Raw genomic sequence first — 14065 nt, 5'->3', positions numbered from 1 at the left:
TCGGATGGCAAGGTCATTCTCAATGCGGCTAAGGAAGTCTGGATTGGCGCGGGCGGCTCCTATATCCAGATCAACGCGAACGGGATCATCAACGGGTCGTCGGGGCCGATTCTAGAAAAGACGCCACGGTGGAGTAAGTCCACTGCGACTACGGCACGTTTGCCGCTGCCTGTCATGCCACTGGCACCGATGGATCAGCAGCCGAACCATCTGTATAGCCAAACCTTTGATGTGAGTACGGTGATTGGAAACAGGGCGACAGGCGCGGTACTGGACGGTCAGCCGTACCGGATATACCTGCCTGACGGTTCGATCCACCAGCAGGGCATGCTGGCTGACGGAGCCACGGTTCCCGTCCACACGGAACAATCAGTCAAGACCAGGTGCGAGATCGGGGATGGCGACTGGAGCGCCATGGAAGACGCGTTTGATCACGATGAAGTTGATCAAGACGATGCGATACATGAATTAGCTGCAACTCCAGAGAACTTAGCCATTAACGAAGAGCGAACATGACCGCCTCCTCCAAGCATTCACCACCAGCGCCGAAAAATCCTTTCGTAAAAGCAACCTTCCTTTTTCGAGATGTGCTTCAGAAGCCTATCGAAGGACTTGCTGTTCAAATAAAGCCGAGTGCTGGAACGCAGGCTGCCGTCGCGTGGATCATCACAGACGTGAACCCCGCAGACGTCGCAGATTCGGGCGCCGTAATGCGGGTGTCTGACAACGCGTCGCAGATGCCCGCCTCCAATGAGGCAGCGCCACCTTCCGCTCAGAATATCGTTGAGGTCATCACTGACAAGGATGGTGTCGCGACGACGATTCAGAATGCCGCACGTGGCCAGCCTGTCGATGTGCTGGTGAAGAATCGGCGGGGAGAATACGTCTGGAAGGCAACGGTCACGCCTCAAAAGGATATTAGTGCGTTCACGATCGTCAGCCCGGAATACCACATTGAAGCAACAACAAGGCTCGATTCAAAGGAAGCACTGGAGCAGAACCTTGATCTTCCTTTGGTAAAGCACGGGGAGGTGATGACGATTGAGCGGTTTTTAAAGGATTTTGGGCCTTATGTGGGATGGTCACATAAGGTGACCGAGCAAGGTCAGGTCATAAAGGACTTTCCTGTCAAGCGCAAAGAGACAATTGAGAATCCACAAAACCATAAAAAGAAAACCCACATCACGGTTGAGCATCATTACCGGGTGATCGATCACGGCAAACCGAGGACCATTTTACTCAATTTACTTGGCTCTCGGCTGAACTACCCATCTCCTGAGAATTTTTCAGAAGAACAATTTAAAAATATGGCAAAGCAACTTGATGTCGAAGTTGCGGCCATCAAAGCTATCGTTCAGCAAGAATCAAAAGGGCATCCCTTTCTAGAAAATGGTCTACCTCCAATCCTCTACGAAAGAACGCATTTTTATGTTCTTTCAATAAAAAAGCGCATTGAGTTGAACAAGTCGGCAGCACACAAAGACGGACAATCCTCAAGAAAGTTGGCCTCTGGAAACCCATACCCAGGCTATCCCGACTTATGCTTCCCACAACCTGGCAGCTATGGTCCGGGCGGATTTCACCAATACGAAAGACTGATTCGCGCGACAAAACTCGACCTCGAAGTTGCTTTGCAGGCATGTTCGTGGGGAGGGTTTCAGATCCTCGGTGAAAATTTTCTGAAATGCGGGTGCTCGACGATCCACGATTTTGTCAATAAATCCATATCGGGAACAGATGGACAGGTTGCAATATTTGTTGAATTTATGAAAAACACAAAACGGAAAGCAATTCACGGATTAAGAAATCACGACTGGGAAATGGTCGCATCGTCCTACAACGGCGCAGATTGGGAAATTACAAATCCTGATTACGCAAATAATTTGAAGGAATATTATGATTTATTTAAATAGCCTTGCGACAGCATTGGCATTATGCTTTTTCAGCGCTTTGGCAAACGCTGGCGAGGCAATTATTTTTGACGATCCAAGTCTCACAGGTTACAAGGAAGGCAATGTGATTTCTGGGATGCATGCATTACGCAGCGGGAGATTTTCATGCATCTTCTTATTTATTCAGAAAGAATCGTCACCCACCAGCATTGATAAAGATGGCTTTTCAGATACAAAAATAATCACCTTCACGCCAGGAAGCAAATCATTTCTATTCGAAAACAGAGAAAAAATGTTTGATATCGATGGCAATCTATATCGAAGAGATGGAGATTGGATTATAAAAACCGTGGAGGGGCAAGCAGGGTGCGAGTCTTCCGCAGGGTCGTTCATGTCTGACCGTTACAGTGCCAACGCAACGACTTATTCACTCTCCCATACAATACCTGCCAAGGGAATTCGGCTTGTAAAAGCTAAGTCAAATTTCTATCGTTACAATAATGGGAAATATAAGATATTAAAACAATACCTCACGAAATGGAATGGAGTTGTTCTGATAAAAACGCAAGATGATTTTTCTTACGTTCGCTTTGTTGATGCTCGAGCCGATGAAAAAACGTTTGGGCGGGTTACCACGGGCTGGATCCATTCAAATGATCTCGTCAATCCATTTCCGACAATCGCGAAGAGACGAAATAAGGTCTTTCCACGAATCTCTGAGAAGTCTTTGGACGTCTCTGAAATGAACAAGTCATCCGTCCGCCCAGGCGACTCGACCGTGGCAAGATAACCGTGTCTGCGCTCTCAATGTTCGTCGGCGTACTCCGCGTCGCACTCGATTATGAAACAGCAACCTGCGGCAATAATCTCGACGAGCATCTAGTCGACGGAACGAGCGCGGACATGGGCAAAGACGGCCACGCCCGAGTGCTCGGCGTCGATCGCGTCTGGTGCGCATGTGGCAAGAATCCGCTTTACACATGTCCCGACGCCAGATGCCAAGGGATAAAAAATCAAACGGCCCAATGCTCCCCCGACGTCAAAATCCCCGCGTTCTCGCGCGCCTATTCGACGAACCCTACCGCTTTGGCTCCTTCCAGGCGGTGCGGCTGCTCGAAAACTGGTTCGCTATGCACGGAGGCACGCGGCCGCGCGATGTCATACCTCATCACATGGATTTCCGCACTATGCTGGCCGCCTCACCCACATGCGAACACTCGCGGCGAAAGTGGCGTAGAGGTGCAAACTGGCGAGTAGATGTTATTGATTCCGCCCAGGTTAAGGTCGTCCGGCATCTCATCGACATCGACCGCACAAGCTTTAGCATACACGCCACTCGCGCCTGCTTCACTCACCCCGCCAAACTACCCGCCGGCTGATGCGGCAACCGCACCCTGAAAATCGCGAACTTCCCTTCGCGCGGATACCCATTCGAAAAGTTCAGCTCATGCAAATGCGAGTCCGCGATATACAGGTAGCCATTCTGGATCGCAAAGCCATCGGCCCATGACAACTGCGGATGCGGCGCAACGAAGGTTTTCTCGATGAGCCCCGGCTTGCCGTTATGCTCCACCACATCGAACGCAACCACCGTGCGTTTCTCCAGGTCCCCACCATACAATTCACCTGCCCCACTCATAATCAGACCACCAGTCAGCGCACCATCACCAAGCGACTGCACCCGTTGCGACAACTGCTGCGCCGACAACGAAGTATCGATCAGCGCCGCAGTCGGAATGCGCCAATAGTGGTGGTCAGTCAACGGCCGCGCATAAAGCCACTGCCGGTCGGGTGAAAGTGCAATGCCGTCGGTCTGCAGCACCAGCACGCCGCCGTCGATCTTGCGCGCAATCCGGTCGCCGAACATCAGATGCTCATCGGGATCGGCCACGCTCGATCGATCGCCGGCCAGTAGCAAACGCGACTCGCCGCTTTGCAGGTTGGTCACGACCACGCCGCCCTGATTGCCCGCATTGCTGAGATACGCGTAGCCATGTTTGAGGTCGACGCGGATGTCGTTGATCGAATCTTTAGGCGTGACGACCTTGCCATAGTCGAACTGGCGCACGATCTTGCGCGTCGCAAGATCGAACTCGATCAGCTTCGGCGGCTGACGGCTCTGGTCCACCGACGGCAACGAAGAATCAAGCGCCCATAGATGATCCTGCTCATCCACCCATAACGCCTGCACGGAAATCCACTGCTGCGTGCCATCCTGATCCGGCTTGTAGACGTTCCAGCTTTCATCGGGGAATGGCGTCAATGCGCCAGTCGACGGGTTGACTTCCACCATGCTGTAGCGAGACCGCTTGACCGACGCGGGCGCCGTGGCGAACACGCGGCCATGGCGCGAGACGCCGATGCCGACCAGCCGAAAATCGTCGCCAAAGGTCGCGACGGTTTCGAGGCGTGGCAAACGAGGCGCGGATGATGCGCTCGCCGCGGCCAGCGCGTTGGCACACGCGCCTATGCCGAGCGTGCTGCTGAGCAGGCCCGCGCCGATGGACGCGAGCACGCGCCGACGTAATTCAAGTTGATGGGAATCTGTTGTCATCAGGCATCCTCTTTATGATTTCGAATCGATGAATGCGCCGCGTACAAAGCTGGCGAAGAGCGCTTGCGCCGAAGCTGTCATTCCTTTCGAGGTCGTCGTCTCCATCGCCTCGATCAGTGGAACCGCCCGATTCTAACCGCGCGCAGCGCGGAAATTTCGCGGCATCTGCAATTGATGCGGCTTGTATAGCTGCACAAGCCGCCCCACCCTGCCAACGAACCTCACCGAACCCGAGGCCTGGCGAACACCAGCGCCAGTCCGGCCACGATCGAAGCCATGCCCGCCATCCCGGGCCAGCCCAGCGCATGATGAAGAAAAACGTAATCCATCAGCGCGGTAACGACCGGCACGAGATAGAACAGACTCGTGATGTCTACAAGATTGCCGCGCCTGATCAGTTCATAGAACAGCAGTTGCGCCGCGACCGAAATGACGAGCGCAAGCCACAACAGTGGCACGACAAAGCCCACATTCCATTCGAACGTAAAAGGCACGAACGGCATGCATGCCACACACATCAGCAATGCAACCGCATATTGCAGCGGCAGCACGTCGGTTGGTGCGCACGCTATGCGCTTTTGCAAAATCGCTCCAAAGGTGATGCAGAGCAAAGCACCCAGAGCAAACGCGGTACCCGCACCTCCGAGACTCGGGCCGGCAAAACTTTCGCCCAGCACCAGCGCGAGCCCGCACAACGCAGCAGCAAGACCCGCGATGCGGCGCGCGGCAAAGCGCCGCTCGAGCAACGGCAACGTCAGGATCGGTTGCGCGCCAAGCACGACGCCCAGCACGCCTGGATTGACGCCATGCGCGATCGCCATGAAGTAGTTGAGCGAATAGCCACCTATCATCAACACGCCCGCAACGGCTGCCGGCAAGCGGGCGCCACGCGGCGGCAGCCAGCGCCCGCGCCGCACGCCGATGCCCAGCATCACCAGTAACGCCAGCGCGAAGCGCATCGTGAGAAAAGCGAGCGCACTCGCATGTGCGAGCCCCGACGACGTGAAGATTGCGCCGCTACTCCAAAGCAAAACGAAAAGCGTCGTCGAGCCGTGTGCGGCCCAACGCGAGTTGGTTAAAGACATGATGTCGATGCCCTGTCGAAAAAAATCGAACAGGCTTCCGCGCGCAGGCGCATGCATGCGCAGCATGCAAAACACTACGGATTAACGCGGAAACCGCCGGATGGACCGATTAGTCCTGAGCGAACGACGCCGGTGGCGGAGGGCAAGCGGCTTGCGCAGCACCACCCGTCATCCCGACGAGTGCTGCTACTGGGGGCGTAAGCGCGCGCGGGCGACCGGCAGCCTGCGAGGCTGTGGCGATGCCAATCGTGCAATGCGGCGCTTTAAACATGATGGATTTGCAACTAGCTGGATTTGAAGACCCGGGCATGCTGCAATGCCCAGTTGCTTAAACAACGCTGATCAAGCAACGATTCGGCCTCACTTTGCCATGGCATCGCCGGAACGTCAATCAAGCGGCGCTGGCAGCATTCTTTCCTGCTTTAATTTGTACGTATTGCCTCTCCCCTCAAGATCGACATCAAGCTAAAAACAAGGAACATCATGAGCGATCCCCTCCAGACGCTATCCTGGGACGATCTGCGCATCGTCAAGGCAATCGGTGAAAGCGGCAGTCTCGTTGCCGCGGCCACTACGCTCAGCTTGAATCATTCGACGGTTTCGCGGCGCCTTGCGTTAGTTGAAAAAATGCTGGGCACGGTGCTGTTCGACCGGCGCCGCAGCGGCTATGCACCTACCGGATCCGGCGCCGACATCATCGATTTGGCCGAGCGCGTCGAAAAAGACATTCTGAGCGTCGTGCGCCGCGTATCCGGTCCGGCCCAAAGCTTCAAAGGCGATCTGCGCGTGACGACCAGCGACGCGCTGCTACTGGACTTCCTCACGCCGATCATCGCGGACTTCCAGGTCCGCAACCCGAGCGTGCAAATCGAAATGATCGTCAGTAACAAGGCGCTCAATCTTGCACGCGGCGACGCGGATATCGCTTTTCGCGCCACGACCGAGCCGCCTGAAAATCTGTTTGGCCGCAAGGTCGGTACCGTTGCGTGGGCGATTTACGGGCGCAGGATCGACTACGTTGGCGCGGCACCGGAAACCAGCGCGCTCTACCAGCGTCAATGGGTGTCGTACGGCAAGGGGCTATCGGGCCTCAAGGCATTCAGGTTCGTCAACGACCGCGTGCCGTCCGACAAGATCGTCTATCGCAGCGATTCCGTCGCCGGTGTTGCGTCGGCCATCGCCGCCGGCCTGGGTATCGGCTTTCTGCCTTGCATGCATGGCGATCTGGTCGGCAGTCTGATCCGGATCAGCCCGATCGAGTCAGAGGTGTATAGCGAACTGTGGGTGCTGACCCATCCCGACATCCGCAGATCCGGCCGCATCTACGCGTTCATGCAGCATTGCGCTGAAGCGATCGTACGGCATCGCGAGTTTATCGAAGGCCGGGAATTGCGTTTCGGACATCCGATAGGACTCGATCGATAAGCGGTTTCGCGTCCGCAATTTTGCCAACCCGATTCCGCGCAAATGTGGCATTCCGCGCGCACTTGCACACTTAGAATGCGTCGCATGCCGATGACCTCAGCTTGCTCCCGTTAGCTTGATCACCGGCATGTTGCGAGGCTTTTTGGCCCGCACTCATGCAGTCACTGAACCCGATGAGGCCCGCTTCATGAGCATCAAAGCAATTGCTAAACCCGCCAGTTCGCTTTTGAGCCCCACCGATCACGCGCTGCTTCTGGTCGACCACCAGTCGCAGATGGCATTCAACACGAAATCGATCGACATCACGAACCTGCGTGCGCATGTGGGCATCCTTGCCCATGCGGCCAAGGGCTTCAAGGTGCCGACCATCATCTCGACGATTTCGCGTGATTCTTTCGCCGGCCCGCTATTCGACGAAATCACCGAAGCCTTTCCGGATGCAGAACCGATCGACCGCAGCACGTCGAATGCATGGGAAGACGAAAATTTCATCGCGCGAGTCAATGCGATCGGCAAGAAGCGGCTGGTGGTCGCCGGCCTGTGGACCTCGGTTTGCTGCAATGGCCCGGTGCTGTCGGCGCTCGAGCAAGGCTTCGAAGTGTATGTGGTCACGGATGCCTGCGGCGACTGCACACTCGAAGCACACGAGCGCGCGGTCGAGCGCATGATCCAGGCGGGTGCCCGCCCGATCACCGCACTGATCTATGTGCTCGAACTGCAGCGCGACTGGGCGCGTGCCGAGACGTATGACCTCACCACCGGCATCGCGATGCGCTTTGGCGGCGCGTTCGGCATCGGCATCCAGTACGTGAAGCAGATGTTCGGCGCGCACGACAGCAAGTAAAGGAATCCCAAGGCAGGCCGATGCTGGATCTAAAGGATGTGAGCTTCTTCGTGCACGTCGTGGAGCGCGGCGGCTTCACCTCAGCAGCGGAGTTGCTGGGACTTCAGAAGTCCACGTTGAGCCATCGCATCAAGGTGCTCGAAGCGACACTCGGCGTGCGCCTGATCAATCGCACGTCGCGCCGCTTCGCGATGACCGAAGTAGGCAGCGAGTTCTATCGGCACGCACTTGCGCTGCTGCAAAGCGCAAGCGCCGCTGAACAGGCGATGCGCAAGCGGGTCGTCGAGCCGAGCGGCGTGATCCGCATGACGGTGCCGGTGGAAATTTCGCAATGCCTGTTACGCAACGTGCTACCGGCCTTCCTGAATCAGCACCCGAAGGTTGCGATCCAGGAGCACGCGACGGACCGCTTCGTCGACATCGTCGGTGAAGGCTTCGATCTTGCGCTCAGAGGCCACACGTCGAAGCTGCAGGACTCGAATCTGATCCAGCGGCCGATCGCCCGCATGCCGTGGCACCTGTTCGCAGGTCCGGACTATCTCGAGCGGCGGCCCGGCGTCGGGCATCCCGCCGAGCTCAGCAGCCACTCGATCATCTCGATGGTGCGTCGCGGTCCGCCGCAATGGCATCTGCAAGGGCCGGACGGCGAGGCGATTGCAGTACCGATCGTGCCGCGCTACCAGAGCAACAACCTGTTGTCGCTGAAAGAGGCCGCTCTGGCGAATCTCGGCATTGCCGCACTGCCGGGTTTTCTGTGTCGCGCCGAACTGTATGCCGGTTCGCTCAGGCAATTGCTGCCCGGCTGGATCGCCTCCGATGCATGGCTGTCCGCGCTGATGCCCAACCGCACCGGCCTGCTGCCCGCGGTGCGCCTGCTGGTGGATTTTCTCGCCGCGGAAGTACCGAAGCTGACTGCATTCAGCTAGCCCGCAAGCGCAGCCTGCGTGCCGTCCCGGTCACGCAAATAATCGTTCTTCGCGCCTTGCAGGTGATCGACGCACAACTGCGCCAACGCCCAGTTGTCGCTGCCTTTCAGCATCTGGATCATGATGTTGTGATGATGCGCAGACTGCTGCGCGTGGGCGATATCTGTGGTCTTGGTCGCGCGTACCGGCAAGCTGAGCAGCATGTAGTGCTGGATCGATTCGACCAGATACCGGTTGCCGCATGCCGAAAACAGCGTGACGTGAAACGCGTCGTTAGCTTCATGCAGGGCGCTGAAATCGCGCACGCGCAGCGCTTTCACGTAACGCGCCTCGATCTGTTCGAGCGCATCGATCAACGCCGGCGCGGCGGGCAGCGGAATGCGTAAGGCCGCCTGGCGCTGCAACATTTCGCGCACTTCGTAGATCTGCCGCACTTCGTCGGGCGTCAGCATCCGTACCGAAACGCCTTTGTTCTTCTCGCGCACCACCACGCCCAACCGCTCGAGTTCGTACAACGCCTGGCGCGTGAAATGCCGGCTCGCCGAAAAGCGCGCCATCAGCGAGTCTTCGACGAGGCGCGTGCCCGGCGCGAGCCGCCCGAAGATGATGTCCTCGCGCAATGCTTCGGCGATGTCGGCGACCTGAACCTGAACGGGGCTCGGTCTTGCACGCGGCGTGGGGTCGTGATGGGCTTTCATGCGAATGGGCCAATGGGTCGCCGCAGAATTCGATGCGCGTGCATCGATTTTTAGCCGCGCGCGTAGATGTCCTCGACAATCGCCAGCGTGCGCAGATTGTCTTCGGGCGCTGTTTCGAACGGCGTACCGTCAGCCAGCGCATCGACGAAATGCGCAATGGCGCCGGCGTACGAATCGATGTAGCACGCTTGCAGGTCGTAACGCAGCTCTTCCGGTTCGGCACCGCGCAACGTCAGCAGTGGGCCATCCAGCACGATGGTGCCGCGCTCGCCGACAATCATCAGCTTGTCGCTCTGCGCCGGCTCCGCACCATGCACTGTGAAGCTGGCCATCAGATGCACCACGGCGCCGTCCGCACGGCTCATGGTCAGCGACGCGCGGTCCTCGCCGGCCATCGCGCGCGACGTGTGCCCGATGCGGCTGTGTTCGAGCGTCAGTTCGCCCAGCAGAAAGCGCAATGCGTCGATGTGGTGGATCAGCACTTCCATCACCAACGCGCGTTCGAGGGTCGCGATGAACGGTTGACGCTCCAACGCCGGATATTTGCCATGCGCGTCGGCCAGCAGGCCGGACGTGAACAGCGTCATCTGCGCCTGCAGCACGCGCCCCACGCGACCCGCCTTCAACCACGCGGCGATCTGCCGGTAGTACGCGCGGAACCGCCAGTTTTCGTGCACCATCAGGCGCGTCTGGCCCGCGACGTCACGCGCCAGTTCGCACGCCTCGTCATAAGTCGGCGCGAGCGGCTTCTGGCACAGGATCGGCAAGCCGCGTGCGGCGGCCGCGCGTACCAGCGGCGCATGAAATTCGCGCGGCGCGGCGATATCGACCGCATCGAGCGCGCCGGCATCGAGCATCGCAAGCGCATCGTCGTACACATGCTCGATCGCAAAGGCCCGCGCGCGCTGTTCGGCGCGCTCGCGTGCCGGATCGGCAATCGCCGTGACTTTCGCCCGTGCGCCCTGCCGCTGCCATGCAAGCAGATGATGCTGCGTCACCCAGCCTGCGCCGATCAGCCCGATTCTGAACATCCGTACTCTCCTCGCTCGTTAGGTCGATCCCGCTTCAGAAGCACGGCCATTATTAATAATGGAGCATCGAATGGTCAACTTTTCGAGCGTTTACCCGCGGCTTTTACGGATATCTCCAATAATCCGTTGACGCGACCCGCATCGATTATTAATAATCTGGTCGACAAGAGCTGCGCTACGACGCACCCGCCGAGGCACCCGTGCACCACGCATCACCGCGAAGTCGAACCGCCGCTACCATCGCGCGCGGCGCGGCGGCGCAACTGTAAGCCCAGTCCATAAGCCCCGCTGGAGACAACAGGAGACGCCCGATGACTGTCAGTTCGTCCACCACCGCGCTACCGATGAGCACGGCGCAGCCGATGCGCGCGCGCGTGATCATCGCGTCGATTCTCGGCAACTCGCTCGAGTGGTACGACTTCACGGTGTACGCCTTTCTTGCCACCATCATCAGCAAGCACTTCTTCCCTAACTCGACACCGAGCGTCGCCTTGCTGTCGACTTTCGCGGTATTCGGCGTCGGCTTTATCGCGCGGCCGATCGGCGGTGTGCTGATCGGGTTGTTCGGCGACGCGAAGGGCCGCAAGCCCGCGCTGCTGCTGACGATCGGCCTGATGGCATGCGGCACGGGCCTGATCGGCCTGCTGCCGACCTACGACAGCATCGGTATCTGGGCGCCGGTGCTGCTGGTGGTCGCGCGTTCGTTTCAGGGCTTTTCGGCGGGCGGCGAATGGGGCAGCTCGGCATCGTTTCTGGTCGAGTGGGCGCCTACGCATCGGCGTGGGCTGTATGGCAGCCTGCACCCCGGCAGCATTTTTCTGGGCCAGATGGTCGGCACGGCTGTCACCGCGATCCTCAGTTCATCGCTCGGGTCGGCGACCATGTCGGACTGGGGCTGGCGTGTCCCGTTTCTGGCCGGCGCGCTGATCGGCCCGCTCGGTCTGCTGGTGCGCAACAAGGTCGACGAAACCCCTGTGTTCGCGCGCGCCGCGCAAGGCAGTGCGGTGCAACCCACGCGGCTGCCGGCGCGCACGATGCTGTTCGCGTTTGCGTTTGCCGCGGTGCAGTCGGTGGCGATCTACATCTATCTGTCGTACTTTCCGACTTTCCTGCAGCACTATGTGGGCTGGAGCGCGAGCCGCGCGTTGTGGTCGACAGCACTCGCGACGGTGGCCACCGGGGTGGCGGTGGTCTCGTCGGGCGCGCTGTCGGACCGCATCGGACGCAAGCCGGTTCTGCTGTTCAGCTGCGTGGTGTTTCTGCTGCTGTCGTATCCGCTGGTGTGGCTGATCGTGCATGGCGCGCCATTCGCGCTATCGGTTGCGATTCAGGCCGCGCTTAGCGCGAACTGTGGGCTGTTTATCGGCAGTATGGCGGCGGCCCTGGTCGAAATGTTTCCGACGCGCCGGCGTCTGACTGGCCTGAGCACGTCGTACAACCTCGCGTCGATGGTGTTCGGCGGCTTTGCGCCGTTCATCGCGACGTGGCTGATCGCGCGCACCAATAGCCCGATCTCGGTCACGTACTATGTGATTCTTGGTGCACTGGTTTCGCTGCCGGCCGTGCTGGCGTTTCGCGAGACGAGAGGCCGGCCGCTCGATTGAAGCAGGCTCGGCAGTGCGCTCGCCGCGGTCGTGCAATGCGACCGGCATGCGCATCGCAGATGTTTTGCCCTACTACGCTCACGCTGCGGCGCTCATGCCGATAGCGCACGCATCAGCCCGCGCATCGTTGCTGGCCTGCCGCATTCGCGCGGCATCCGGACCACATCCGGGCGGTATTCACACCACCTCGATAGCCGCCGTCACGTCTCATTGCTAAGATGCCGGTGCTCACGCCGGCTTCGACGATTCCGCTCAGGCCGGCATCCTTCGCTCTTCATACGCCGAACGCTACGCGTTTTTCGCCACTGCGCGGACACCGCGCCGCATGCGCCAGGTATCGCATTTCCGGAGGAGGTCTCATGTCAGCCGTATCGGCATTCAAGCTGGTCCTGCTTTCGCTGATTGCGATCATCGCGCTCGAACTGGTGGCCAAGCGCCTGCGTCTGCCGCCGTCCGCGGCACTGCTGATCGGCGGCGCGGCGATGGCTTTCGCGCCCGGGCTGCCGCCCGTCGTGTTCGACCCGGACCTCGTGCTGATCGTGTTTCTGCCGCCATTACTGATGGACGGTGCGTACTTTTTCGTCTGGAACGACTTCAAGCGTTATCTGAAACCGATCCTGCTGTTCGCGATCGGCGCGGTCGCATTCACCACGTGGATCGTCGGCGTGGCCGTGCATCTGGCCGTGCCGTCGTTGCCGTGGGCCGCCTGCTTTGCACTAGGCGCGGTAGTGTCGCCACCCGATGCGATCGCGGCCAAAGCGGTGCTCGAACGGCTGTCGCTGCCGCGGCGGCTGATGGTGCTGCTGGAAGGAGAAAGCCTGCTCAACGACGCAGCCGGCCTCGTGCTGTTTCGCTTCGCGGTCGCCGCCGCACTGACTGGCGCCTTCAGCGTACCGCACGCGCTGGCGAGCTTCGCCGGGCTCGCGGTAGGCGGCATCGTGGTCGGCTATCTGGTGGGCCATATCGTGATCCGGCTGATGCGTCTGATCGACGACGACTATCTGATCATCACGCTCGGCGCAATCTGCGGCTGGATCAGCTATATCGTCGCCGAACTGCTGCACGTATCGAGCGTGATCGCCACCGTGACCACCGGCATGCTGCTCGGCTGGCATCAGCACGAGGTCTTCTCCGCCACCGTGCGTGCCCGCGGCTCGTCGTTCTGGCAGGTGATGGTGTTCGTCTTCGAAGCGCTGGTGTTCGTGCTGATGGGACTGTCGCTGCGCGGCGTGATGGTGCGCCTCGGCGGTTATGAGAACGCGATCGAACTGCTGGGACCCGCGGCGCTTGTGGTAGTGGTGACGGTCGTGCTGTCGCGCGGTGTGTGGACCTTCGGCAGCGCGGCGCTCGAGCGACTCTCCAGCCTGATCTTGCGGCGCCCATACCAGGGGCTCGATTGGCGTTCCGCTTCGGTGGTGAGCTGGGCCGGCATGCGCGGCGTCGTGACGCTCGCGATTGCGCTATCGCTGCCTGAGACGATGCCGGGTCGCGACCTGACGATCTTCGCCGCGTTCTGCACGATTCTCGTCACGGTGCTGCTACAGGGAACCACGCTCGGCGTGCTGATCCGGCTGGTCGATCCTGCCCGCGACCAGCAGCAGGCCGACTATCTGGGCGAACCGCAGGCGTGGGGCAGAATCGAGGCGGCGCAGCTCGAAGCGATCATTCCGCTGGTTCACGCACCCGACGGCAGCGTGATTCATCCGCGTCTGCTCGAGCAGTACACCTATCGCGCCCAGCTGGTAAAGAAGTTCGAGAATGCCGTCAACTTCCCAACCGAGGTGCGTGCCGCACACTACGACATCGTGCTGGCGGCGATCGCGGCCGGCCGCGCGGAATTGTTGCGCATGCATCGAAATGGGCTGATTCACGACGAACTGCTGCATGTGCTGGAACGCGATCTCGATCTGCAGGAGATCTCGGCACGGCTCGCGCGCGGCTGATACAGCCAGGCGCAGCGGCCCGCGGCAGCGTGTACTGACACGTCACTGAGCCATGCCGCCCAA

Annotated in this window: 11 protein-coding genes and 1 pseudogene; 8 read left to right on the top strand and 4 right to left on the bottom strand. The window is 59.5% G+C overall.

Annotation, left to right across the window (positions count from 1 at the left end):
- The 3 genes and pseudogenes from ACYVNQ_RS04260 to ACYVNQ_RS04250 all read left to right on the top strand — a co-directional run.
- A pseudogene (locus ACYVNQ_RS04260) lies at positions 1 to 516 on the top strand (hypothetical protein); the annotation flags it as partial.
- Positions 513 to 1913 carry an N-acetylmuramidase family protein gene (locus ACYVNQ_RS04255; RefSeq protein WP_460901023.1) on the top strand — a complete coding sequence of 467 codons (1401 nt, stop codon included), beginning with the start codon at positions 513 to 515 and terminating at the stop codon, positions 1911 to 1913. The pseudogene ACYVNQ_RS04260 and the gene ACYVNQ_RS04255, both read left to right, overlap by 4 nt.
- On the top strand, positions 1897 to 2682 hold the full coding sequence (locus tag ACYVNQ_RS04250) for a hypothetical protein (protein WP_460901022.1): 786 nt from the start codon (positions 1897 to 1899) through the stop codon (positions 2680 to 2682). The genes ACYVNQ_RS04255 and ACYVNQ_RS04250 overlap by 17 nt, the downstream gene beginning before the upstream one ends.
- A 561-nt stretch (positions 2683 to 3243) precedes the next feature.
- On the opposite strand, the gene ACYVNQ_RS04245 is transcribed toward ACYVNQ_RS04250, so the two are convergent.
- Positions 3244 to 4446 (bottom strand): L-dopachrome tautomerase-related protein, encoded by a 1203-nt coding sequence (locus ACYVNQ_RS04245; protein ID WP_460901021.1) that lies wholly within the window; start codon positions 4444 to 4446, stop codon positions 3244 to 3246.
- Between the two features lie 221 nt (positions 4447 to 4667).
- A complete protein-coding gene (locus ACYVNQ_RS04240) occupies positions 4668 to 5531 on the bottom strand; it encodes a DMT family transporter (RefSeq protein WP_460901020.1) in 864 nt (287 codons plus the stop codon).
- Positions 5532 to 6014: 483 nt separating this feature from the next.
- Here ACYVNQ_RS04240 and ACYVNQ_RS04235 point away from each other — a divergent pair, with 483 nt between their 5' ends.
- The 3 genes from ACYVNQ_RS04235 to ACYVNQ_RS04225 all read left to right on the top strand — a co-directional run bounded on the left by ACYVNQ_RS04235 (position 6015) and on the right by ACYVNQ_RS04225 (position 8726).
- Positions 6015 to 6956, top strand: coding sequence for a LysR family transcriptional regulator (locus ACYVNQ_RS04235; RefSeq protein WP_460901019.1), 942 nt, complete (start codon positions 6015 to 6017; stop codon positions 6954 to 6956).
- Positions 6957 to 7143: 187 nt separating this feature from the next.
- Positions 7144 to 7800: a hydrolase gene (locus ACYVNQ_RS04230; protein ID WP_460901018.1), complete on the top strand. Its 657-nt coding sequence runs from the start codon at positions 7144 to 7146 to the stop codon at positions 7798 to 7800.
- A gap of 20 nt (positions 7801 to 7820) precedes the next feature.
- The gene (locus ACYVNQ_RS04225) at positions 7821 to 8726 is read left to right on the top strand and encodes a LysR substrate-binding domain-containing protein (protein WP_460901017.1); all 906 of its coding nucleotides are present in this window, start codon (positions 7821 to 7823) and stop codon (positions 8724 to 8726) included.
- Here the strand turns inward: ACYVNQ_RS04225 and ACYVNQ_RS04220 are convergent.
- A complete protein-coding gene (locus ACYVNQ_RS04220) occupies positions 8723 to 9424 on the bottom strand; it encodes a GntR family transcriptional regulator (RefSeq protein WP_460901016.1) in 702 nt (233 codons plus the stop codon). The genes ACYVNQ_RS04225 and ACYVNQ_RS04220 overlap by 4 nt on opposite strands.
- Positions 9425 to 9474: 50 nt before the next feature.
- The gene (locus ACYVNQ_RS04215) at positions 9475 to 10455 is read right to left on the bottom strand and encodes a Gfo/Idh/MocA family protein (protein ID WP_460901015.1); all 981 of its coding nucleotides are present in this window, start codon (positions 10453 to 10455) and stop codon (positions 9475 to 9477) included.
- A 311-nt stretch (positions 10456 to 10766) separates the two neighbouring features.
- Between ACYVNQ_RS04215 and ACYVNQ_RS04210 the strand changes: the two genes are divergently transcribed.
- Both ACYVNQ_RS04210 and ACYVNQ_RS04205 read left to right on the top strand, forming a co-directional pair.
- Entirely contained in the window at positions 10767 to 12059 is a 1293-nt protein-coding gene (locus ACYVNQ_RS04210; protein WP_460901014.1) for an MFS transporter, read from the top strand.
- Positions 12060 to 12418: 359 nt separating this feature from the next.
- Positions 12419 to 14002 (top strand): Na+/H+ antiporter, encoded by a 1584-nt coding sequence (locus ACYVNQ_RS04205; protein WP_460901013.1) that lies wholly within the window; start codon positions 12419 to 12421, stop codon positions 14000 to 14002.
- Positions 14003 to 14065: the final 63 nt, after the last annotated feature.

It is taken from the genome of Paraburkholderia jirisanensis (assembly GCF_054782355.1).
This window is presented reverse-complemented; position numbering and strand designations above follow the sequence as displayed.